General features: G+C 31.5%; 30 protein-coding genes. 8 read left to right on the plus strand and 22 right to left on the minus strand.

The features are described from left to right. Positions 1-59: 59 nt before the first annotated feature. The 17 genes from SLH33_RS08315 to SLH33_RS08395 form a co-directional block, all read right to left on the minus strand. The gene (locus SLH33_RS08315; RefSeq protein WP_320418621.1) at positions 60-251 is read right to left on the minus strand and encodes a hypothetical protein; all 192 of its coding nucleotides are present in this window, start codon (positions 249-251) and stop codon (positions 60-62) included. A 28-nt stretch (positions 252-279) separates the two neighbouring features. Beyond that, positions 280-441, minus strand: a complete 162-nt coding sequence (locus SLH33_RS08320) for a hypothetical protein (RefSeq protein WP_320418622.1) — start codon at positions 439-441, stop codon at positions 280-282. Positions 442-522: 81 nt separating this feature from the next. Next, the gene (locus SLH33_RS08325) at positions 523-1815 is read right to left on the minus strand and encodes an HlyD family secretion protein (protein ID WP_320418623.1); all 1293 of its coding nucleotides are present in this window, start codon (positions 1813-1815) and stop codon (positions 523-525) included. Positions 1816-1915: 100 nt separating this feature from the next. Beyond that, positions 1916-2101 carry a hypothetical protein gene (locus SLH33_RS08330; protein ID WP_320418624.1) on the minus strand — a complete coding sequence of 62 codons (186 nt, stop codon included), beginning with the start codon at positions 2099-2101 and terminating at the stop codon, positions 1916-1918. Positions 2102-2118: 17 nt separating this feature from the next. Further along, positions 2119-2289 (minus strand): hypothetical protein, encoded by a 171-nt coding sequence (locus SLH33_RS08335; RefSeq protein WP_320418625.1) that lies wholly within the window; start codon positions 2287-2289, stop codon positions 2119-2121. A gap of 17 nt (positions 2290-2306) precedes the next feature. Continuing rightward, positions 2307-2468, minus strand: a complete 162-nt coding sequence (locus SLH33_RS08340) for a hypothetical protein (RefSeq protein ID WP_320418626.1) — start codon at positions 2466-2468, stop codon at positions 2307-2309. A 93-nt stretch (positions 2469-2561) separates the two neighbouring features. Next, a complete protein-coding gene (locus tag SLH33_RS08345; protein WP_320418627.1) occupies positions 2562-2732 on the minus strand; it encodes a hypothetical protein in 171 nt (56 codons plus the stop codon). 119 nt (positions 2733-2851) lie between these two features. After that, positions 2852-3064 (minus strand): hypothetical protein, encoded by a 213-nt coding sequence (locus tag SLH33_RS08350; RefSeq protein ID WP_320418628.1) that lies wholly within the window; start codon positions 3062-3064, stop codon positions 2852-2854. Positions 3065-3075: 11 nt separating this feature from the next. Beyond that, entirely contained in the window at positions 3076-3252 is a 177-nt protein-coding gene (locus SLH33_RS08355; protein ID WP_320418629.1) for a hypothetical protein, read from the minus strand. 6 nt (positions 3253-3258) lie between these two features. Beyond that, positions 3259-3435 (minus strand): hypothetical protein, encoded by a 177-nt coding sequence (locus SLH33_RS08360; protein WP_320418630.1) that lies wholly within the window; start codon positions 3433-3435, stop codon positions 3259-3261. A gap of 120 nt (positions 3436-3555) precedes the next feature. Continuing rightward, on the minus strand, positions 3556-5742 hold the full coding sequence (locus tag SLH33_RS08365) for a peptidase domain-containing ABC transporter (protein ID WP_320418631.1): 2187 nt from the start codon (positions 5740-5742) through the stop codon (positions 3556-3558). A 54-nt stretch (positions 5743-5796) separates the two neighbouring features. Next, entirely contained in the window at positions 5797-5961 is a 165-nt protein-coding gene (locus tag SLH33_RS08370; protein WP_320418632.1) for a hypothetical protein, read from the minus strand. Between the two features lie 21 nt (positions 5962-5982). After that, positions 5983-6228, minus strand: coding sequence for a hypothetical protein (locus SLH33_RS08375; protein WP_320418633.1), 246 nt, complete (start codon positions 6226-6228; stop codon positions 5983-5985). Between the two features lie 62 nt (positions 6229-6290). Further along, entirely contained in the window at positions 6291-6455 is a 165-nt protein-coding gene (locus SLH33_RS08380; RefSeq protein WP_320418634.1) for a hypothetical protein, read from the minus strand. A 90-nt stretch (positions 6456-6545) separates the two neighbouring features. Then, positions 6546-6785 carry a hypothetical protein gene (locus SLH33_RS08385; RefSeq protein WP_320418635.1) on the minus strand — a complete coding sequence of 80 codons (240 nt, stop codon included), beginning with the start codon at positions 6783-6785 and terminating at the stop codon, positions 6546-6548. A gap of 297 nt (positions 6786-7082) precedes the next feature. Then, entirely contained in the window at positions 7083-7250 is a 168-nt protein-coding gene (locus tag SLH33_RS08390; protein ID WP_320418636.1) for a hypothetical protein, read from the minus strand. Between the two features lie 118 nt (positions 7251-7368). Next, a complete protein-coding gene (locus tag SLH33_RS08395) occupies positions 7369-8985 on the minus strand; it encodes a vitamin K epoxide reductase family protein (protein WP_320418637.1) in 1617 nt (538 codons plus the stop codon). Between the two features lie 187 nt (positions 8986-9172). Between SLH33_RS08395 and SLH33_RS08400 the strand changes: the two genes are divergently transcribed. The 3 genes from SLH33_RS08400 (at position 9173) to SLH33_RS08410 (ending at position 12257) form a co-directional block, all read left to right on the plus strand. Next, positions 9173-10708 carry a YifB family Mg chelatase-like AAA ATPase gene (locus tag SLH33_RS08400; RefSeq protein ID WP_320418638.1) on the plus strand — a complete coding sequence of 512 codons (1536 nt, stop codon included), beginning with the start codon at positions 9173-9175 and terminating at the stop codon, positions 10706-10708. A gap of 4 nt (positions 10709-10712) precedes the next feature. Next, positions 10713-11189, plus strand: coding sequence for a hypothetical protein (locus SLH33_RS08405; protein ID WP_320418639.1), 477 nt, complete (start codon positions 10713-10715; stop codon positions 11187-11189). Between the two features lie 66 nt (positions 11190-11255). Then, positions 11256-12257, plus strand: a complete 1002-nt coding sequence (locus SLH33_RS08410; RefSeq protein WP_320418640.1) for a TlpA disulfide reductase family protein — start codon at positions 11256-11258, stop codon at positions 12255-12257. 52 nt (positions 12258-12309) lie between these two features. On the opposite strand, the gene SLH33_RS08415 is transcribed toward SLH33_RS08410, so the two are convergent. Continuing rightward, positions 12310-13170, minus strand: a complete 861-nt coding sequence (locus SLH33_RS08415) for a hypothetical protein (protein ID WP_320418641.1) — start codon at positions 13168-13170, stop codon at positions 12310-12312. Between the two features lie 97 nt (positions 13171-13267). After that, complete coding sequence (gene ahcY / locus SLH33_RS08420) at positions 13268-14584, minus strand: adenosylhomocysteinase (RefSeq protein WP_320418642.1); 1317 nt, start codon at positions 14582-14584, stop codon at positions 13268-13270. A 61-nt stretch (positions 14585-14645) separates the two neighbouring features. Here ahcY and SLH33_RS08425 point away from each other — a divergent pair, with 61 nt between their 5' ends. The 5 genes from SLH33_RS08425 to arfB all read left to right on the plus strand — a co-directional run bounded on the left by SLH33_RS08425 (position 14646) and on the right by arfB (position 17311). Continuing rightward, positions 14646-15272, plus strand: coding sequence for a 4'-phosphopantetheinyl transferase family protein (locus tag SLH33_RS08425; protein ID WP_320418643.1), 627 nt, complete (start codon positions 14646-14648; stop codon positions 15270-15272). A gap of 150 nt (positions 15273-15422) precedes the next feature. Further along, a complete protein-coding gene (locus SLH33_RS08430; protein ID WP_320418644.1) occupies positions 15423-15683 on the plus strand; it encodes a thiamine-binding protein in 261 nt (86 codons plus the stop codon). Then, the gene (gene pnuC / locus SLH33_RS08435) at positions 15667-16299 is read left to right on the plus strand and encodes a nicotinamide riboside transporter PnuC (RefSeq protein ID WP_320418645.1); all 633 of its coding nucleotides are present in this window, start codon (positions 15667-15669) and stop codon (positions 16297-16299) included. The genes SLH33_RS08430 and pnuC overlap by 17 nt, the downstream gene beginning before the upstream one ends. Then, positions 16260-16910: an ATP-binding protein gene (locus SLH33_RS08440; RefSeq protein ID WP_320418646.1), complete on the plus strand. Its 651-nt coding sequence runs from the start codon at positions 16260-16262 to the stop codon at positions 16908-16910. The genes pnuC and SLH33_RS08440 overlap by 40 nt, the downstream gene beginning before the upstream one ends. Further along, positions 16910-17311 carry an alternative ribosome rescue aminoacyl-tRNA hydrolase ArfB gene (gene arfB, locus SLH33_RS08445; RefSeq protein ID WP_320418647.1) on the plus strand — a complete coding sequence of 134 codons (402 nt, stop codon included), beginning with the start codon at positions 16910-16912 and terminating at the stop codon, positions 17309-17311. Before SLH33_RS08440 ends, arfB begins: the two co-directional genes overlap by 1 nt. Here the strand turns inward: arfB and SLH33_RS08450 are convergent. From SLH33_RS08450 to SLH33_RS08460, 3 genes are read right to left on the minus strand one after another with little or no spacing between them, the layout of a single operon-like run. Continuing rightward, positions 17301-17984 carry a hypothetical protein gene (locus tag SLH33_RS08450; protein ID WP_320418648.1) on the minus strand — a complete coding sequence of 228 codons (684 nt, stop codon included), beginning with the start codon at positions 17982-17984 and terminating at the stop codon, positions 17301-17303. The two genes, arfB and SLH33_RS08450, sit on opposite strands and share 11 nt — an antisense overlap. 39 nt (positions 17985-18023) lie before the next feature. Continuing rightward, positions 18024-18416 carry a hypothetical protein gene (locus tag SLH33_RS08455; RefSeq protein WP_320418649.1) on the minus strand — a complete coding sequence of 131 codons (393 nt, stop codon included), beginning with the start codon at positions 18414-18416 and terminating at the stop codon, positions 18024-18026. Between the two features lie 3 nt (positions 18417-18419). Continuing rightward, positions 18420-19961, minus strand: a complete 1542-nt coding sequence (locus SLH33_RS08460) for an acyl-CoA carboxylase subunit beta (protein WP_320418650.1) — start codon at positions 19959-19961, stop codon at positions 18420-18422. Positions 19962-19987 lie beyond the last annotated feature (26 nt).

The following is a 19987-nucleotide window of genomic DNA, read 5'->3' on the forward strand; positions in this document are numbered from 1 at the left end:
ATAAGCGGCTTAAATTATTTTCAAAAATATTTTTAAATCATATCTATTAACAACCCTCTTTAATAGGCCATTACACAACAATTATTATGACATAATGTAGGTGCTCCAGGAAGTAAAATATTTTCACATTGACTACAGTCATCTACATAATACATTTCAAAGCCATCACAAGCACCAAATACAGCACCATTAACTTGTTTTTGCTCAGACTTGCTTAAAACTTTTCCTAAGTTTAAAATCTGTTTTTTCATAATAAAAGATTTAAAATATTATTATTCCTTATAAAGGAAGTAATTGACATTGTCTTTCCGCACATTGTAATCCATACTCACTACAAGTTCCATCTCCCCAAGGAAGAATACATTGTTTTTTACCTCCGTTAATAGTTCTTTGCTCTGCTTTATTCAAAGCTTTTCCTAAATTTAAAATTGAATTTTTCATAATAAAAAGATTTAAAATTGTTAAATCCTTGATTATTTAAAGACACTCAAGGTGTATGTCTATTCTTCGCGAAAGAATATTTTAACTAATTATATTTTTAAGCTGATAGAAGAAACGTTCTATCAATCGTAAATCTTCAGTAACTATATCTGCAGTACCCATCATTTCTTGTTTAAAATTTATTTGTTTTTTATATGTAGTAACCAAATTTTGCGGAACAGCTACATCAATTAAATAATTTCCTTTTTCATCAGGAATTACTGAAATTGACATTACTTTTCCGTTGATCTCTCCAAATTCATCAGATGGATAATTCAATAATTTTATTTGCACTTTCTGTCCTTTTTTAATTTTTCCGGAATTTTGTGCAGGTGCCTTAATTTTACCTATAAAGGAATTATCGCTACTTCCTGGAACAATTGTAAAAATCAAGTCGCCAGATTTTACTGTTTGGTTTTTATCCCAAAACGATAAATAAGAAACTTTACCACTTACAGAAGATGTTAGTGCATAGGTCTTTTCCCAATCTCTAATAGCTTTTTTTAAATACAAAAATGACTGAATAGCTTTATTTTGTAATCTGATATTATTTTGAGTTTCTTTAATAGTAGTTCCTTCTAAATTCTTATTAGAGTTACTAATTAATTCTCTTATTTGTGAAATAGAAGTTTCAAGCGATTTATAAGCTCTTTTTGCTTGTAAAAACTCTACTTCTTTTAATTCTTTTTCTTTTTCAGAAATTACTCCTTGTTCAAACATTTTTCTACTTCTACCCAAATCATTCTGTTTAAACTCGAGTTCTTTGAGATTAATTTCTTTTTGAGAAAGTAAGATTTGTAATCTACCTCTTGCTTCAATCACCGACATTTTATTAGCGATGTTTTCTGATTTAAATGGAGTTAATTTTTGATTTAAGATATATTCTGAATAATCATTTTCAAATTGTGAAAAACTGGAAGTTATATCTCCCAATACTAACGGTGGTATATCATTTAATGGAAAAGCAAATTTATTTTTATCAATACTAATAGTATCTATGATACTTTTTAAAAATAATACATCTTGGTAAGAAGCGCTATTTTCTAAAATTGCTAAAACTTTATTTTTTGAAACTTCTTCTCCATCTTTAACTAAAAAAGTTTCAAACTGCCCGCCTGTTTTTGCATACAATTTTTCCGGAGGTAATGAAGTAGTTAACATTACTTCTGTTGAAATGATATCGGGGTATTTTATAAACCATGTAAGAAAAAGTAACATAATGATCAATAAAAAAATTAAAGTGTTGCCCCAACGTATCATCCAATTGGGCACGTAACTTAATATTTCCTGTACTTCTTCACTACGAATTTGTATGTCTTGGTTGTTTTGCGGCATTCTATTTTAAATTCTATTCATTACTTTTTTATAAAGTAAGGAGAATATATATTTCTCCTTACTTTATTTGCTTAACTCAAATTAAAAGAGCATGCATCTTTTAATAGAACATACATCTTTGCCCTGGATAATTACAAACTCCAGCATCGCAAATAGTGAACCCTGATGGTCCTGTTTGACAGCATAATCTACCATCTTGATAGCATGAATACCCTGCCCCTCCTTTAATTTTCTTTTGGTCTGCTTTTAATAAAGCTTTACCTAAATTTAAAATTGAATTTTTCATAATAAACTATTTTATAATTAATAAGCTTGTTCTAATTCTTTATCGGCTGGACACATATTCCAGCATTGAGATACAGAAGAAGCATCTCCTACATAACTCCCATTACAGTAACAAGGAAATCCTCCTGTTATCTGTTGTTGCTCTAACTTGTTTAAAGTCTTTCCTAAATTTAAAATTGAATTTTTCATAATAATTAAGATTTAGATTAGCCCATATATCTACAAGTCCCTGCGATAATAATACATGCAATTTCATCATATGGCGGACATTCTGGATAGTCATAACAATTAACTACTTTACCTCCATTAACCTGTCTTTGCTCTACTTTATTTAGAGCTTTTCCTAAATTTAAAATTTGTTTTTTCATAATAAATTAAGATTTAAATTATTTAAATCCTTGATTATTTTAAGACACTCAAGGCTTGTGTCTATTCTTCGCGAAAGAATATTTTTATAATTTTTACAGAAATATTGGTGGACATGTACAATACCACTCACCAGTAATTCCATCTTGCCCCCAAAAACATCCAGCAGCATCACACTCTTCTTTGGTTTTATAATTTCCTCCTAATATTTCTTTCTGTTCTTTTTTATTTAAAGTCTTTCCTAAGTTTAAAATTTGTTTTTTCATAATAAATAAGATTTATAATAATTAAGTCCTTGTTTATTTAAAGACATCCAAGTTTTGTGTCTATTCAAAAAATATTTTAATACTAGTTAATAAAAGGAGATTATCAGGCTCCTTATTTTTTACATTGGAAAACAATCAACACTAACTAATACACACATTTTGTGTTCATTTGGTAATGCATGATATGCCTCACAAGTACCACATCTCATTCCAGAGACGCTACCATAACATGAAGGACCAGAATATGTATCACAACTTGATATTCCTCCAGAAATTTGTTTCTGCTTAGCTTTATTTAAAACTTTTCCTAAGTTTAAAATTTGTTTTTTCATAATTCTATATTTTAAATTAAATCACATCTTGGATAATCATCTCTAAAGCATAATCCTAGTTCAAGACAACAACCTTGACCTGCAGGACAATCTTTGTGTGTTATACAAAATTCATGAGCACCTCCATTAATTTGCAACAGCTCTGATTTACTCAAAGCCTTTCCTAAATTTAAAATTGATTTTTTCATAATAAATTATAATAAGCACGGACATTTACTAAAAGCCTCATAACCATAGAGATCTAACTGAAGTTGTTGCACTAATGGTGAAGCATTGCAAAACTCTTCACATGTAAACATACGTCCTCCACTAATTTCTTTTTGCTGGACTTTTTCTAAAGCTGTTCCTAAATTCAAAATTTGTTTTTTCATAATAAGTAAGATTTAATTTGATTAAATCCTTGATCGTTTTAAGACACTCAAGGTGTATGTCTATTCTTCGCGAAAAAATATTTTTATTGTTTTGGTTTCGACTGCGCTCAACCTGACATTTTATTTACCTAAATCCAGTTGATTTTTTACCAAATGGAAGTAATTTCCTTTTAAAGCAATCAACTCTTCATGGTTTCCTTTTTCTATAATTTTTCCTTTATCTAACACCACTATTTGATGTGCATTTTTTACAGTACTTAATCGATGTGCAATTACCACGGCTGTTTTATTTTTGAAAAATGTATTCAGCTTTTCCATAATTACCTTTTCATTGTTAGCATCTAAAGCTGATGTTGCTTCATCAAAAAACAAGAATTTTGGATTCTTATACACTGATCTAGCAATTAGCAATCGCTGTTTTTGACCTGTACTTAATCCAGACCCTTCAGATCCAATTTTAGTATTGTAACCGAGTGGTAATCCATCAATATAATCAGAAATATTGGCTACATGAATTGCATGCGCTAGCTTTTCTTTATCTACATAATCTTCTCCAACTGCAATATTTTTCGCTATAGTATCATTAAAAATATATCCTTCTTGCATCACTACTCCACAGTGATCTCTCCAAACTTTTTGTGAAATACTTTTCAAATTGAAATTATTGATTAAAACCTCTCCTTTATCAACCTTGTAAAAACCAAGCAATAACTTCATTAAAGTAGATTTTCCACTTCCACTCACCCCAACGATAGCAGTAGTCTTATTAGCTGGAATTTCTAATGATAAATCTTTTAAAACAGGCTCTAAACCACCTGTATAACGAAAGGAAATATTTTGAATTCTGATAGATGCATCTTCCGGAATGTTGGTTACTTTTTCATCTCCTGGTTTTTCCTCATCTTCCATATTATGTATCTCTCCTAACCTATCTAAAGAAATTTGAGCATCTTGAACATCTCTCATAAAACTAATTAGCTGAGTAATTGGCGAATTCAGTTGTCCAACAATGTAAGTAATTGCCATCATCATACCCAATGTAATTTCGCCATCAATTACCAATTTTGCTGATAAAATGGTAATAAACATATTTTTAAGTTCATTGATAAAATTAGAGCCTACACTTTGTGTTTGTTCTAACGCTAAACTTTTGGTAGCAATCTTAAATAATCGAGCTTGTACATACTCCCAATTCCAACGCATTCTTTTTTCTGCATTATGTAATTTAATTTCTTGCATCCCATTAATAAGTTCAATTACCTTACTTTGTTCCTGGCTTACTTGCGAAAAACGTTTGTAATCAAGCTCTTTTCTTTTCTTGAAAAAAAACAATACCCATCCAAAATAAAGTAAGCTTCCTAACACAAAAACTCCAAAAATCTGTAAACTGTAATATCCCAACACCAAACTGAAAATGATCAAATTAAAAAGAGAAAAAAGAACAGTTAATGACGATGTGGTTAAAATTCTTTCTATCCTTTTATGATCATTAATTCTTTGCAGTAAATCCCCCGTCATCCTTACATCAAAATAGGAAATAGGCAACTTCATTAACTTGATGAAAAAATCCGATATTAATGAAATATTGATTCTAGTACTTAAATGAAGTAGAATCCAGCTTCTAATAATTTCTAATGACGCTTTTCCTATAAACAAAAACAACTGAGCAAATAAAATCAAATACACAAAATTGATATCTTGGTTTTTGATACCAACATCAACCACACTTTGCGTTAAAAAAGGCAGAATTAATTGTAGTAAACTTCCTGCTAGTAAACCTACAGCAAGTTGAACAATGAATTTTTTATACTTAATCAAGTATTTAAAAATAAATGAAAAACCAAATTTTTCATCTTCTTCAAATTCTTCGCTATAAAATCTTGGGGTTGGCTCAATTAACAAAGCTATACCTTCTTCTGTGTTTTCATCTGCATTATTACCAATCCAATGCTGAATAAATTCATCCTTGGTAAAAGTTATTAAACCATGAGCAGGATCGGATATATACACGGTATCATTCTTAATTTTATACACTACAACGTAGTGGTTTTTATTCCAGTGAACTACACAAGGCAATGGTGCTTCTAATAACTTATTATAAGCTAACTTAATCCCTAAGGATTTAAAACCAATGGACTCTACTGCTTCACTTAAACCAAGCAAACTACTACCTTCACGAGTCGTTTCACTTAAATTTCTTAATTGTTGTGTGTTTATGGTTCTACCGTAATATTTTGCTAAAATTTTAATACAGGTAGGCCCACAATCTTTAGCTTCAGTTTGTTTGTAATGAGGGAATTTTTTCAATCTTTTTTAAGAATTTAAGACTCCTGTTTTACAGGAGTCTATGTAATAATTAAACTAACATCCAGCTGAAATGGGACATTGTTCTCTTGGTGAACTTACCCAGTCTAAACAACTACCATCAGGACACCATTCACAACAAAATCCAGCTCCAGTTCCTTTTATTAATTGTTGCTCTAATTTATTTAAAGATTTTCCTAAGCTTAAAATTGAATTTTTCATTTTTAATATTTTAAAATTAAATTAACCAATACAACATGTATCAAACTCGTCTACACAAAATCTATCTGGAACACATCCTCCTGGATTACCTCCACCTGTACCTCCTGAGCCTCCTGAATTATCTTCTAGACAAACATAACCTTCACAATAATAACCTTCTGGACAACTTCCGTCAGCAGCACAAAATGATAATGGTCCACCACCATTTATTAGCTTTTGTTCAGTTCTATTTAAAGCTTTTCCTAAGCTTAAAATTTGTGTTTTCATAATTATTAGTTTTTATATTAATAACATTATAAAGAAAGACTTCCTACTTCTTTTTATAGCTCTTAATTAGGGTTTACAGGACCACAAATTCCTTTCCAACACCACCCTCCTCCTGGACACGGAGTATGATCTGGTAAATCACAACGTTTTGGAGGTACTCCTCCATTTATTAGCTTTTGCTCATCTTTGTTCAACGTCTTTCCTAAGTTTAAAATTGATTTTTTCATTTTAATTAAGATTTAAAATTATTAAACCCTTGATCATTTAAAGACACTCAAGGTTTATGTCTATTCTCCGCGAAATATTTTTTGTATTTATTATCCTATACAACATGTATCGAACTCATCTACACAAAATCTATCCGGAACACATCCTCCTCCTGGGTTACCTCCACCTGAACCTCCAGAATCTTCCTTATGACAAAAATAACCTTCACAATAATACCCTTGCGGACAACTTCCATCAGCCTCACAAAATGCTACTGGAATTCCTCCATTAACTAATTTTTGATCAGTTTTATTTAAAAGCAACCCCAGATTTAAAATTCTTTTTTTCATTTTTTCTTTTTTTAATCACAATCCTCAATACTCGACAAATACAAACACAACCCTGCTGGGGTACAAAATCCATCAACTATTTCACAGTCGAGGTCAGATGAACAGTAGATTGAACCACAATATCCATGTCTGCCTCCATTAACCAATTTTTGTTCAGCTTTATTTAAAGCCTTTCCTAAGTTTGAAATTTGTTTTTTTCATAATAAATAAGATTTAAAATAGTGTAAATCCTTGATTATTTTAAGACATTCAAGGTATGTGTCTATTCTTTGCGAGAAAAATTTTAAAATTCAGTTTTTAGCTACAATACCAACCGTTAGACCCAAGCGTACAAACTTTAGGGTATGTACATACTACTATAGGCCCATTTTCATTACAAATGTAGCGTGGTCGACCACTTCCTTTAACTTGCTTTTGCTCATCTTTATTCAAAGCCTTTCCTAAGTTTAAAATTTGTGTTTTCATAATTAAAATTTTAAAGTTACTTTTGCGGCGAACATTTTAAGACACTCACCGTTTGTGTCTATTCTTCGCGAGAGAATATGTTCAAAAAACGTAATGCCCCATTTGGGGCATTACTATTTTATTCTATAAATGATACATTTACTGTTTCATTACAACAGTTTTCTTCTAAATCTTCAATAAAAAATAATAAATCTTCTCTATTATATTCCTTTGGAAAAGATTTACCATTAATTAATATTTCTGGGGTAAAATTAATAGCATTTTCAGTACACCACTCTTTTTGAGCTTTTACTGTTTCTATATAAATATTTTTATTTTCAGTTACTCCCCATTTACTTAACCATTCATCATAACCAATATTACCGTAAATCTCATCCATAGCCTCTAAACAATTTGATATTCCTTTAGTATTGTATATTTCAAGCAATTTAGTTGTTACTACAACTCCTTTTGATTCATGATCATTCAGAGGAACATTAAATCGAAGAACGACTTTTACCTTATCTTGATATTTTTCCATAAGAGCATTCACCATTTTATGCACGGGTTTACAATGCCCACAAAAAGGATTGGTAACTATAACAATTTCTAAATTTGACTCTGTATTCCCTAAAACAATCTCCTTTTGTTTAGTGAAAAGTTTCGTGTTTAATTTTGGTGATTTTTGAAGTAAACTATTAAATAAATTGAAGTTTCTTTTAAATTTAACAAACTCAATTTTATCCTTTTTAAGGAGATTTAAATCCGTAAACATTGGCTTTAAATAACTCCATACTAAGTAAACCGATGTAAAACCAATCACTAGTATTGCCCAAGGTTGATAATTAACAATTGTAGTAAATGAAAAATCAAAATAAGGTATAGATATGATTGCCTGCAACCATAACACTCCTACGATAGACAGACATAACAAACACCATTTCTTAACCACTGCATACTGATAGTAAATTGAATAAATGGTTATAGGTAACGCCAATAAGCTTATTAAGTAGGGCTCTTGGAAATGAGGCAATAAAAACAAGCTAGATAGAAAAAGCCCAGAAAAAAACACTAAACTTAAATCACTTAGTTTATGACCTTTTATAATTTCTGCTCCTTTTGAACTTAATACAGCGTCACAATCTTTCTTTTCAGTATTTCCTGAACAAAAAGCGTTTCCGATAGCCGTTTCTTGCCCCTGCTCTTGTTTTAAAATACTATAACTGATAAAAATTCCTAATACAGATAAAGTTAAATGAATCAAAGAATGCCAAGTAATATCTACTTTGACCAAGAAAGCAGATAACGCTACCAAAACTACCCCTAAAAAAACAATATTTTTAGTGCTTCTATTGATAGAAGTTACTGCACTTTCTTCTGTCTTCTCAACAGCAACAATAATACCTGTAAATTTTTTTAGAAATTCTTCTTCAGTAAAAATTTCTTCTTTTTTATTAGCTAAAAAAACCTTGTATTGTGTAGCTTTCTTTAGTCTTTCAACTACCACCAAATCATTACCCTTATCGGTAATTATTTGTGCCAAAAAACAATTGGGCAATTGTTCTAAGGTCTCAGAATTTACTGGTACTTCTGCAGCAACATTTTCTAGATTAAAATGATCTAAAACTCCTGTTACCGCATGTAAACTTGGGTAAGAAGGATGACTCTGAATTTGAAATGATAACTCGTTTTTATCGTACGAGATTTTATTTCTAGACAGCAATCGCTGCACTAGAATAAATAGCGTGTCTTTCATAGCGCGGGGGACGTTTTGAAAATTAATACAATTTACCCAAATATATACATATTTTTACATAATCTCATTATTTGATTCAATTTTTTAAACATTTGTTAACATAGTTTAATTTTATCAACACATATACCATTCAAAAGACTTATTGTTTATTAAATACATATTTATATCTTTAACCAAAAGAAAAAGTATGTTGGTAAAAGTCTATGGATCTGCAGTTTTTGGAGTAGAAGCAACTACAATTACCGTTGAAGTAAATATTGATAAAGGTATTGGATATCATTTAGTAGGGTTACCCGATAATGCTGTAAGAGAAAGTTCTTATCGAATTTCCGCTGCACTTGCTAATAATAATTATAAACTTCCCGGGAAAAAAATCATTATAAATATGGCGCCTGCTGATATCAGAAAAGAAGGCGCCGCGTATGATTTAACCTTAGCAATCGGAATTCTTGCTGCTTCCAATCAAATACAATCAGAAAACATTGAAGACTACATTATTATGGGAGAACTTTCTCTCGATGGAAGCTTACAACCCATAAAAGGTGCATTACCCATAGCTATTAAAGCTCGAGAAGAAGGTTTTAAAAATTTCATCCTTCCTAAAGAAAATGCAAAAGAAGCAGCTATAGTAAATGATGTAAATGTGTATGGAGTAGATAATATTCTGCAAGTCATTAATCATTTTAATGGAAAAGAGATACTAGAACCTACTATTGTAGATACTCGTGCTGAATTTTATAAAAACATAGATTTTCCAGAACATGATTTTGCCGATGTAAAAGGGCAAGAAAGCATTAAGCGTTGCATGGAAATTGCTGCTGCCGGCGGACATAATATTATTTTAATTGGTCCACCAGGAGCAGGAAAAACCATGTTAGCAAAACGCTTACCCTCAATCCTGCCTCCTATGACCTTACATGAAGCTTTAGAAACTACCAAAATTCATTCAGTAGTTGGTAAAGTGAAAAATTCTGGATTAATGTATCAACGTCCTTTCCGTTCACCTCATCATACAATTTCGGATGTCGCATTAGTTGGTGGCGGACAATATCCGCAACCTGGAGAAATTTCGTTAGCTCATAATGGCGTATTGTTTTTAGACGAACTCCCAGAGTTTAAAAGAACGGTTTTAGAAGTGATGCGTCAACCGTTGGAAGACCGAGAAGTTACAATTTCAAGAGCACGATTCACGGTAAACTATCCGAGTAGTTTTATGTTGGTGGCGAGCATGAATCCGAGTCCGTCAGGATATTTTAACGATGGAAATAGTCCGGTTACCTCATCTCCTGCCGAAATGCAACGGTATTTAAGTAAAATATCGGGGCCGTTGTTAGATCGTATCGATATTCATATTGAAGTAACTCCGGTTCCTTTTGAAAAACTTTCCGAAGAAAGAAAAGGAGAGAATAGTGTAGATATTAGAAAACGAGTTACTGAAGCTCGAGAATTACAATCGGAAAGATTTCAAGAGTACGAGAACACACATTATAATGCGCAAATGAACGTTAAACAAATACGGAAGTTTTGCAAACTATCCGAAGAAAGCAAGAATTTATTAAAAAATGCTATGGAAAAACTCAATTTATCAGCACGTGCATACGATAGAATTTTAAAAGTATCTCGTACTATTGCTGATTTAGACAGTTCAAAAAACATTGAACCGAATCATATTGCAGAAGCAATTCAGTACAGAAGTTTAGATAGAGAAGGTTGGTTAAGCTAAAACAATGGATAAACACAATTACTGCCAATTAATTAGTGAAAAAAGTATAGAGCGTAAAACCAGTTGGTTTATGAACGTTTTAGTTTCATTAGACCAATTAGGAAACACACTAGCCAGAGGTAATCCAGATAATACCATATCTGCAAGAATTGGATATTTTATGCACAATGAAAACGGAAATCCAAGTGCGTATTGGGCAATTTTAGAAGGTATTGTTGATTTTACCTTTAAACCTATTGATGGCATCAAACATTGTTTTGTTGCTTATTGTTATGACAAAGAAGAGCAATTTGATGAAGGTCACTTTTTCTCTAAGGTTTTATTGTTTCTATTAGTCATTATTTTTTGCATTCCTCTGCTTATAATTATCAATAGAATTATTGCCTTACTTTTTCCTAAAGCCAAAAACGAATATGAAATAGATGGTGAAAAAGTATCCATAGAAAAAGTAAACACATTCAGGAAAATTCATTGTAATTAACGTTTTATTTAATTTTCTATGTCAATTTTTAATGTATTTTTACCATTCCCAACAAAAAAGTATATAATGAAAAAACTTGTTTATTTATCAATTTTTACCCTTGCAATTGTTTCTTGTAAAAAAAATGACTACGTAACTTTTTCGGGTAAAGTTACCAATCAAAACTCTGATTCATTAGTAGTTTCTAATCCCCAAGTTGGATTCAAAAAAGTAATTAAATTAGACGAAACCGGTGCTTTTAAAGACACCATGAAGGTTGAAAACGGATTTTTCTCTGTCTTTGACGGAAAAGAATATGCTACTGTTTATTTAGAGAATGGTGACAACATCAATATGTCTTTAAACGCTAAAGAATTTGATGAAAGTATTACCTTTACTGGTAAAGGTGCTGAGGAAAGTAACTTTTTAGCAAAATCTGCTTTAAACCAAGAAGCATTTTTTAAAGATCAAACAATGTTTACTTTACCTAAAGAAGAATTTAAAAGTAAAATAGATGCTTTTGTAACTGATTTTAACAGCCGTTTGACTGGAAGTTCTTTAGATACTGCTTTTGTAAGTGCTCAAAAAAGAAATATTGAAGGTTTACAAAAATTTGTAGACAGAAAATATGAAGAAACGAATTATATAGCTACTGTATTAGCAAAAGGAAATGACTCTCCAAAATTTGCTAATTATGAAAATTTTAAAGGAGGAGAAACTTCTTTAGATGATTTAAAAGGTAAATATGTGTATATAGATCTATGGGCTACTTGGTGCCAACCATGTAAAAATGAAATTCCGTTTTTACAAAAAGTTGAAGAGCAGTTTCATGATAAAAATATTGAGTTTGTTAGTATTTCTTTAGACAGTCAAGAAGATTATTTTGAATGGAAAGAAATGGTTGAAGCAAAGAATTTAGGAGGAACTCAACTGTATGCAGGAGACGATAAAACATTTGTTGATGCTTATAAAGTAAGCGGAATTCCACGTTTTATTTTACTAGATGCTGAAGGAAAAATTGTAGATGCAAATGCTCCAAGACCATCAAGTCCTAAATTAGTAGAATTATTGAACACTTTGAGTTTATAAAATTCAAAATAATAGTAAATAAAAAAATCCCTCAACTACGTTGCGGGATTTTTTATTTTTCTTTGTTAAGCAATTTTTCGATTCTATCAAGTCTCTCTTCAACACTTGTAATTTTAACGTCTTTAGTAATATAACTCTGTAACAAACTAACTATTAAACTTAATAAAAAAACTAGCACTATAATATTATGGAGAAAATGAACTATTTGTGAAGTTCTATTATTCGGTTTAAAGCTATCTGTAAATAATATATTAATAGTATATGGAAGGACTTCTTTATAACTCCAAAATTTGTTAGAATTGATAATATTTAATTGAGTAAACCTTTGCTTTTTTAATAGCTTTAGCTCTTCTAGCTTTTTCCTCAATATATCTATTGCTTTTACATTAAACCCACTTTTCAATTCGATTTTTTTATAATCTTCATTTTTGGGATTGATAACTATAAACCTTCCATAAGGATCTTTTGGGGCTTCTCTATATTTCTCATAAAAATACAATGTGCTATTCTTAGTTATTATAAAATTATCAGGCTCATCTTCATCAAAAGTCTCATTATTATCAGACCAATAAATATTGCTCTCTATTAATAATTCAGTTTCAGATTTTAATATGTCCTCTATAATAAATTCCTGATATTCTATATCTTTTATATTATACTCTGACTCTAAACCTTTCAATTTAGCTTCTTTTTCAAGAGAAAGAATCTTATTGTCAATTTCAATACTAGTTGGATCATTATTTATAATTAGAATGTAAATAATTGGAAAAATCACGACATGAATTAAAATGAACAATGAAATCATTTTAAATAATAAGCCATTAACTTTCCTTTTTTTTCCAATTTTCCATAATAAGTAACTTGTATAAAGTAAAATTAGTACAAGAATGATATTAATTATTGTGTTTAACATAACAAACTGATTATACTTATAAATATAAAAAAACCCTCACAATTTATAGTAAGGGCTTTATCTTGATTCTTGACTCTATGAGTCTTAACTCTTAAGATTAGTATCTGTAATATTCAGGCTTAAATGGCCCTTCAACCGTTACACCAATATATTCAGCTTGCTCTTTGTTAAGTTCTGTTAACTCAACACCAATCTTAGCTAAGTGTAATTTCGCTACTTTTTCATCTAAATGCTTTGGCAACATATATACTTTGTTTTCATATTTATCACCATCTTTCCATAACTCAATTTGCGCTAAGGTTTGATTGGTAAATGAGTTAGACATTACAAAACTTGGGTGACCAGTTGCACATCCTAAGTTTACTAAACGTCCTTCTGCTAAAATGATAATATCCTTACCGTTCACAGTGTATTTATCAACTTGAGGTTTAATTTCTACTTTAGACGCTCCGTGGTTGTCATTTAACCAAGCCATTTGAATTTCATTATCAAAGTGACCGATGTTACATACGATAGTTTTATCTTTCATCGCTTCGAAATGCTCTGCACGAACGATATCTTTGTTACCTGTAGTAGTAATTACGATATCAGCATTACCCACAACAGTTTCTAATTTCTTCACTTCAAAACCGTCCATTGCCGCTTGTAAAGCACAAATAGGATCAATTTCAGTAACAGTTACAATAGAACCCGCTCCTTTAAAAGAAGCAGCAGTACCTTTACCAACATCTCCATAACCACAGACTACTACTCTTTTACCTGCTAACATTACATCTGTTGCACGACGAATAGCATCTACTGCAGATTCACGACATCCGTATTTGTTATCAAATTTAGATTTGGTAACCGAATCATTAATATTGATTGCCGGCATTGGTAATGTACCATTCTTAACTCTTTCATATAAACGGTGAACCCCTGTGGTAGTTTCTTCAGAAATACCTTTAACTCCCGGTGCTAACTCTGGATATTTATCTAACACCATATTGGTTAAATCTCCACCATCATCTAAAATCATGTTTAATGGCTTTCTATCTTCACCAAAAAACAACGTTTGTTCAATACACCAATCAAATTCTTCTTCATTCATACCTTTCCAAGCATACACAGGAACTCCAGCAGCAGCAATTGCCGCAGCAGCTTGATCTTGCGTAGAGAAAATATTACAAGAACTCCAGGTAACCTCAGCACCTAAAGCCACTAATGTTTCAATTAAAACCGCTGTTTGAATGGTCATGTGTAAACATCCAGCAATGCGTGCTCCTTTTAAAGGTTGCTCATCTTTGTACTCTTCACGTAAACTCATTAACCCTGGCATTTCTGCTTCTGCCAACTCAATTTCTTTTCTTCCCCAGTCTGCTAAAGAAATATCTTTAACTTTGTAAGGAACGTATGCAGCTGTTTTTGTGCTCATATTTTTTGTATATTTAATTCTATTTTTAGAATTGCAAAATTACGGAATAACTTTTTAATATATGCCTCTTTACAAAACATTAACGGTAAACGATAACACTAAAGCATTGATTTGGAAGATTGAAGAATCTTTTGATGAATTGTCTGACGGAATTTTACTTACCCAAAATAGCACTGATAGAGTAAATTCTATGAAGTCAGAAATACACAGAAGAGGCTTTTTAAGTGTGCGTCATTTACTTAAGGAAGTAGGATATTCTGATGATGATCTTTGGTATGACGAGTACGGAAAACCACATTTAAAAAACGGAAAATACATTTCTATCACACACTCGTTCATCTTTTCTGCTTTAATAGTTTCTGATGAAAAACCGGTAGGAATTGACATTGAAAAGCAACGTGATAAAATTGTAAAAATTGCTCATAAATTCACTCCTATAGAAGAATATAAATCTATTGCCAACCATGATGCATTGGTTAGTAAATTAACTATTGTTTGGGGTGCAAAAGAAAGTTTATACAAAATCTACGGAAAGAAAAAATTGCTGTTTTTACACGACATATATATTGAAGATTTTTCTTTTGAAGACGAGAAAACTACTGGTGAAATTCGATACGCAGGAGAAACATCAGCATATAATGTACACTTCTTAGAAATGGATGGATTTACCTGTGTGTATGCTTTTTAAAAATATAATTATCATTCCCGCTTAGATAGAAACATAATTTCAGCGTAAGCTAATATCATAAAATCTATTTCCTTATTAAAAGATTCCTGCCTGCGCAGGAATGACATTATTAATCTTTGTAACTTTGTTTCTTTTCAATTCAAAAAAACTATGAAAATCTCCGTAGAACTAACCTTAACTCCACTTCAAAACGAATTTGAAGAACCCATCATCAACTTTATTAAAAAATTACGAGCTTCAGGTTTAACTGTGCTCGAAAATCCGTTGAGTACTCAAGTGTACGGTGATTATGATAAAGTAATGCAGCTTTTAACTACCGAAATAAAAGAAGCTTTTGAATTGATTGACAGAGGACTTTTATACATGAAAATTGTAAAATCTGATCGTAGCGATTATGAACCAACTTTTTGATTTTTTCTTCGGTCAATATGCCGAATATGAAACGTTAGATATTTGGCTGGAAATTATAGCGGTAATCTTTGGTTTTTTATCAGTTTGGTATTCAAAACAAAATAAAATTTGGGTTTTCCCTACGGGAATGATTAGCACCGCCATTTTTGTGTATCTACTTTTAAAATGGGAATTGTTGGGCGATATGATGATCAATGGTTACTATTTTATCATGAGTGTATATGGTTGGTATATTTGGACTCGAAAAGTAGATGCAACGCATGTAACACCCATTTCTGAAACTACATACAAAGAAAAAAAACAAAGTGTTTTCATTTTTATAGCAACCCTTGTTTTTGTGTATTTAGTATATACGTTTTTTGATAAGTGGACGAGTTGGACGGCTTATGTAGATACCGTTACCACCGCCATTTTCTTTGTAGGAATGTGGTTGATGGCAAAACGAAAAATAGAAAACTGGATTTACTGGATTATTGGTGACATCATTTCGGTTCCATTGTATTTTTACAAAGGTTTTACCTTTACGAGTTTTCAATATTTAATCTTTACCTTTATAGCAGTAGCTGGATATTTAGCATGGAAAAAACACTTAAACAACAACCCATCAACCTTGTAAAGGTAGTTTTATTTGGGCCTGAAAGCACTGGAAAAACAACACTTTCTGGTCAGTTAGCTCGTCATTACCATACTGTATGGGCTCCTGAATATGCCCGTGAATATTTGCAAGACAAATGGAATAACGAACGTAAAACCTGTGAGCAAAAAGATTTGATTCCGATTGCTGAAGGACAAATGCGATTGGAAAATCAATTGGCTAAAAAAGCAGACAAGTTACTTATTTGTGATACCGATTTGCTAGAAACCAAAGTATATTCTGAAGAATATTATGGCGGATTTGTAGATCCGTTGTTAGACGAAGCTGCCATTGGGAATAGTTACGACATTTACTTTTTAACCTACATAGATACTCCTTGGGAAGCCGATGATTTACGTGACAGACCCGAGCAACGTTTAGAGATGTTCAATGCGTTTGAAAATGCTTTGAAAAAATACAACAGACCTTATGTTTTATTAAAAGGCGATAAGGAAACTCGATTAAAAAAAGCAGTTGGAGTCATTGATAAATTAATTGCTGAGAAAGAAAATTTATACTCGTATTCGGATACGTTAATTGATTTAGATATGCATTTTTTGCATCAAAATACTCCTGATTTCCCTATTGAATAATGAATACCGAACAACTTTATAACGAATTACAATTTAAAGCTGTTAGAAGCTCAGGTGCGGGTGGGCAACATGTAAATAAAGTATCTTCAAAAGTTGAATTATCTTTTTCTATTGATGATTCTCAAGAATTATCAGAAGAAGAAAAATCTCTATTAATTAAAAACTTGCGCAACCGACTTACCAAAGAAAACGTATTGATTTTAACCAGTCAAGAAAGTCGTTCGCAACACAAAAATAAAGAATTGGTTACTCAACGTTTTTTTGAAATCTTAAAACAAGGACTCAAAAAACCTAAAGTTAGAAAAGCAACTAAACCAAGTAAACTGCAACGCCAAAAAAGATTAGACGCAAAAAAACAGCTTTCCGAAAAAAAGGAAAGCCGTAAAAAGTTTAAATATTAAAAAAGTTAAGTATTTCTTTCCAACCAACTATAATAGCTATAATAATTCCCAATATAGCTAGAAGAATAGAATAGAAACCCGTTTTATTTTTCCTTTCAGTTGTATAAGCTTGAGTCTTAATTTTACTGTTGTTATTTACATATACATTTTTTGCACTCTTTATATTTGTGTTATACTTATTTTCTTTTACTTCTTTTTTCATTTCTAGCCAATCATTTATTGTTAATTCTAAATTTTCATAATCAAAATTATCTTTATTTTTAAGTTTTCTGTTCTTAACTATTGAAAGTATTTGATACTTTATATGTTTATAAAAATCTTCTTTTTCACCTGAATAGTAATATAAGTGGTATTCTATATAGCTAGTACACTTATACAATGGACTAAAACACTCCAATAAATTAACAAATGAATTATCAATATAATCATTTATAACCTGAAACTTTTTACTTTCCGAGTACCCTAATTTGTTAGCTGCATATACAATTGAAGGATAAAGGGTTATCTCGAACTCATCCTTTTTTGGATTGACACTTTCATAATCTTTAGTCCACTTTCCTTCAGAAAATAAGTAAAACTCTTCCATCATGATTTCAGCAAAATCACCTTCATTCTTACCATCATAATCTTTTATTGGTAAGTGTACTTTAAAGAAACCATGGTGTTTTATCATTAACTATTTTTTATCTTTTAATTCTAGTTTTCTTAGAATTTATTTCATTTTTTCTAAATATTCTCCCATTTTTTGATGCACAATATGTACCGCTTTTAAAGGTCGTATCATTACTTTTATTTCTTTCAACTTTCCTTCATCGGTAAACTTTACCATATCAACACCTTCTACTGTTATCCCGTCAATTTCGGTTTCAAATTCTAAAACAGCGTTTTCATCATCGGCAACCTCCCTAACATATTTAAAATTATCATTCGCTATAATTTTAGCCGCTGCCATTAAATACATTGTAACCATGAACTTTCCTTCTACAGGAGTCCAAACAACCGGCGAATATAAAACTGCATTATCATCAATAAATTCACCTAAGCTGGATGTATTTCTTGTTTCTACAAACTTATGCCAATTGGCTAATCCTTTAGTTGTACCCATAATTTATAACGGAATATTTCCATGTTTTCTATTCGGTCTTTCTACTTTTTTACCCTCTAACATTGCAAAAGCTTTGATTAACTTTCTACGTGTTTCTTGTGGTAAAATTACCTCATCTACAAATCCACGTTCAGCAGCTGTATATGGATTGGCAAATAACTCAGCATACTCAGCTTCTTTCTCTGCTAATTTAGCTTCATGATCTTCTGCTTCGGCAATTTCCTTTTTAAAGATAATTTCACTAGCTCCCTTTGCTCCCATTACTGCAATTTCTGCAGATGGCCACGCAAAGTTCATATCAGCTCCAATATGTTTTGAATTCATTACATCATAGGCTCCACCATAGGCTTTACGTGTAATTACACTCACTCTTGGTACCGTAGCTTCACTTAACGCGTACAGTAATTTTGCTCCGTTGGTAATAATAGCATTCCATTCCTGATCAGTTCCCGGTAAAAATCCAGGTACATCAACCAACACTAATAACGGAATATTAAAACAATCGCAAAAACGAGTAAAACGCGCTGCTTTTTTAGAACTGTTTACATCTAAACAACCTGCTAAACTCATTGGTTGATTTGCTACAATCCCTACACTTCTTCCTCCTAAACGAGCAAAACCAACTACAATATTATCTGCATAATCTTTATGAATTTCAAAGAAAGAATCAACATCTGCTATTCCGTTGATTACCTCACGCATATCATAAGGTTTGTTAGCATTATCAGGAACAATCGAAGCTAATTCTTCACGGAATTCATCTCCTAATTCAAATGGTAACTTTTGTGTTGTTTCTTGATTGTTCTGTGGCATATAACTCAACAATGTTTTGATTTCTTCTAAACATTGAACATCATTAGCTGCAGTTAAATGGGTAACTCCCGATTTTGTTGAGTGCGTACTTGCACCACCTAATTCTTCTGAAGTTACTTCTTCATTGGTAACCGTTTTAACCACATTGGGTCCGGTAACAAACATGTAACTCGAATTCTCAACCATAATGGTGAAATCTGTCATTGCTGGTGAATATACCGCTCCACCAGCACAAGGCCCCATAATAGCTGATATTTGCGGAATAACTCCAGATGCTTGTACATTTCTATAGAAAATATCAGCATACCCACCTAACGAACGAACACCTTCTTGAATACGTGCTCCACCAGAATCATTCAATCCGATTAACGGCGCCCCAACTTTTACGGCTAAATCCATGATCTTACAGATCTTCTCCGCATGCGTTTCTGAAAGAGAACCTCCAAAAACGGTGAAATCTTGCGCAAAAACATACACTAAACGACCGTTCACTGTTCCGTAACCTGTTACCACACCATCACCATAAAACTTCTGTTTATCCATTCCAAAATCGGTAGTACGATGGGTAACTAAAATACCTACCTCTTCAAACGAACCTTCATCTAATAAATAATCAATACGCTCACGAGCAGTTAATTTTCCTTTACTATGATGTTTATCAATACGCTTTTGTCCGCCACCTAATTTGGCTTCTGCTATTTTCTCTTGTAATTGTTCTATTTTAGATTTCATGTGTATTCTTTTTGGGCGTTCCTTTA

It is taken from the genome of Tenacibaculum sp. IB213877, assembly GCF_034043975.1.
GTDB lineage: Bacteria > Bacteroidota > Bacteroidia > Flavobacteriales > Flavobacteriaceae > Polaribacter.

Excerpts from the sequence above, each read along its gene's own strand:
- SLH33_RS08315 (WP_320418621.1), bottom strand. The coding sequence starts at position 251 with ATGAAAAAACAGATTTTAAACTTAGGAAAAGTTTTAAGCAAGTCTGAG.
- SLH33_RS08320 (WP_320418622.1), bottom strand. The coding sequence starts at position 441 with ATGAAAAATTCAATTTTAAATTTAGGAAAAGCTTTGAATAAAGCAGAG.
- SLH33_RS08325 (WP_320418623.1), bottom strand. The coding sequence starts at position 1,815 with ATGCCGCAAAACAACCAAGACATACAAATTCGTAGTGAAGAAGTACAG.
- SLH33_RS08330 (WP_320418624.1), bottom strand. The coding sequence starts at position 2,101 with ATGAAAAATTCAATTTTAAATTTAGGTAAAGCTTTATTAAAAGCAGAC.
- SLH33_RS08335 (WP_320418625.1), bottom strand. The coding sequence starts at position 2,289 with ATGAAAAATTCAATTTTAAATTTAGGAAAGACTTTAAACAAGTTAGAG.
- SLH33_RS08340 (WP_320418626.1), bottom strand. The coding sequence starts at position 2,468 with ATGAAAAAACAAATTTTAAATTTAGGAAAAGCTCTAAATAAAGTAGAG.
- SLH33_RS08345 (WP_320418627.1), bottom strand. The coding sequence starts at position 2,732 with ATGAAAAAACAAATTTTAAACTTAGGAAAGACTTTAAATAAAAAAGAA.
- SLH33_RS08350 (WP_320418628.1), bottom strand. The coding sequence starts at position 3,064 with ATGAAAAAACAAATTTTAAACTTAGGAAAAGTTTTAAATAAAGCTAAG.
- SLH33_RS08355 (WP_320418629.1), bottom strand. The coding sequence starts at position 3,252 with ATGAAAAAATCAATTTTAAATTTAGGAAAGGCTTTGAGTAAATCAGAG.
- SLH33_RS08360 (WP_320418630.1), bottom strand. The coding sequence starts at position 3,435 with ATGAAAAAACAAATTTTGAATTTAGGAACAGCTTTAGAAAAAGTCCAG.
- SLH33_RS08370 (WP_320418632.1), bottom strand. The coding sequence starts at position 5,961 with ATGAAAAATTCAATTTTAAGCTTAGGAAAATCTTTAAATAAATTAGAG.
- SLH33_RS08375 (WP_320418633.1), bottom strand. The coding sequence starts at position 6,228 with ATGAAAACACAAATTTTAAGCTTAGGAAAAGCTTTAAATAGAACTGAA.
- SLH33_RS08380 (WP_320418634.1), bottom strand. The coding sequence starts at position 6,455 with ATGAAAAAATCAATTTTAAACTTAGGAAAGACGTTGAACAAAGATGAG.
- SLH33_RS08385 (WP_320418635.1), bottom strand. The coding sequence starts at position 6,785 with ATGAAAAAAAGAATTTTAAATCTGGGGTTGCTTTTAAATAAAACTGAT.
- SLH33_RS08390 (WP_320418636.1), bottom strand. The coding sequence starts at position 7,250 with ATGAAAACACAAATTTTAAACTTAGGAAAGGCTTTGAATAAAGATGAG.
- SLH33_RS08395 (WP_320418637.1), bottom strand. The coding sequence starts at position 8,985 with ATGAAAGACACGCTATTTATTCTAGTGCAGCGATTGCTGTCTAGAAAT.
- SLH33_RS08400 (WP_320418638.1), top strand. The coding sequence starts at position 9,173 with ATGTTGGTAAAAGTCTATGGATCTGCAGTTTTTGGAGTAGAAGCAACT.
- SLH33_RS08405 (WP_320418639.1), top strand. The coding sequence starts at position 10,713 with ATGGATAAACACAATTACTGCCAATTAATTAGTGAAAAAAGTATAGAG.
- SLH33_RS08410 (WP_320418640.1), top strand. The coding sequence starts at position 11,256 with ATGAAAAAACTTGTTTATTTATCAATTTTTACCCTTGCAATTGTTTCT.
- SLH33_RS08415 (WP_320418641.1), bottom strand. The coding sequence starts at position 13,170 with ATGTTAAACACAATAATTAATATCATTCTTGTACTAATTTTACTTTAT.
- ahcY (WP_320418642.1), bottom strand. The coding sequence starts at position 14,584 with ATGAGCACAAAAACAGCTGCATACGTTCCTTACAAAGTTAAAGATATT.
- SLH33_RS08425 (WP_320418643.1), top strand. The coding sequence starts at position 14,646 with ATGCCTCTTTACAAAACATTAACGGTAAACGATAACACTAAAGCATTG.
- SLH33_RS08430 (WP_320418644.1), top strand. The coding sequence starts at position 15,423 with ATGAAAATCTCCGTAGAACTAACCTTAACTCCACTTCAAAACGAATTT.
- pnuC (WP_320418645.1), top strand. The coding sequence starts at position 15,667 with ATGAACCAACTTTTTGATTTTTTCTTCGGTCAATATGCCGAATATGAA.
- SLH33_RS08440 (WP_320418646.1), top strand. The coding sequence starts at position 16,260 with ATGGAAAAAACACTTAAACAACAACCCATCAACCTTGTAAAGGTAGTT.
- arfB (WP_320418647.1), top strand. The coding sequence starts at position 16,910 with ATGAATACCGAACAACTTTATAACGAATTACAATTTAAAGCTGTTAGA.
- SLH33_RS08450 (WP_320418648.1), bottom strand. The coding sequence starts at position 17,984 with ATGATAAAACACCATGGTTTCTTTAAAGTACACTTACCAATAAAAGAT.
- SLH33_RS08455 (WP_320418649.1), bottom strand. The coding sequence starts at position 18,416 with ATGGGTACAACTAAAGGATTAGCCAATTGGCATAAGTTTGTAGAAACA.
- SLH33_RS08460 (WP_320418650.1), bottom strand. The coding sequence starts at position 19,961 with ATGAAATCTAAAATAGAACAATTACAAGAGAAAATAGCAGAAGCCAAA.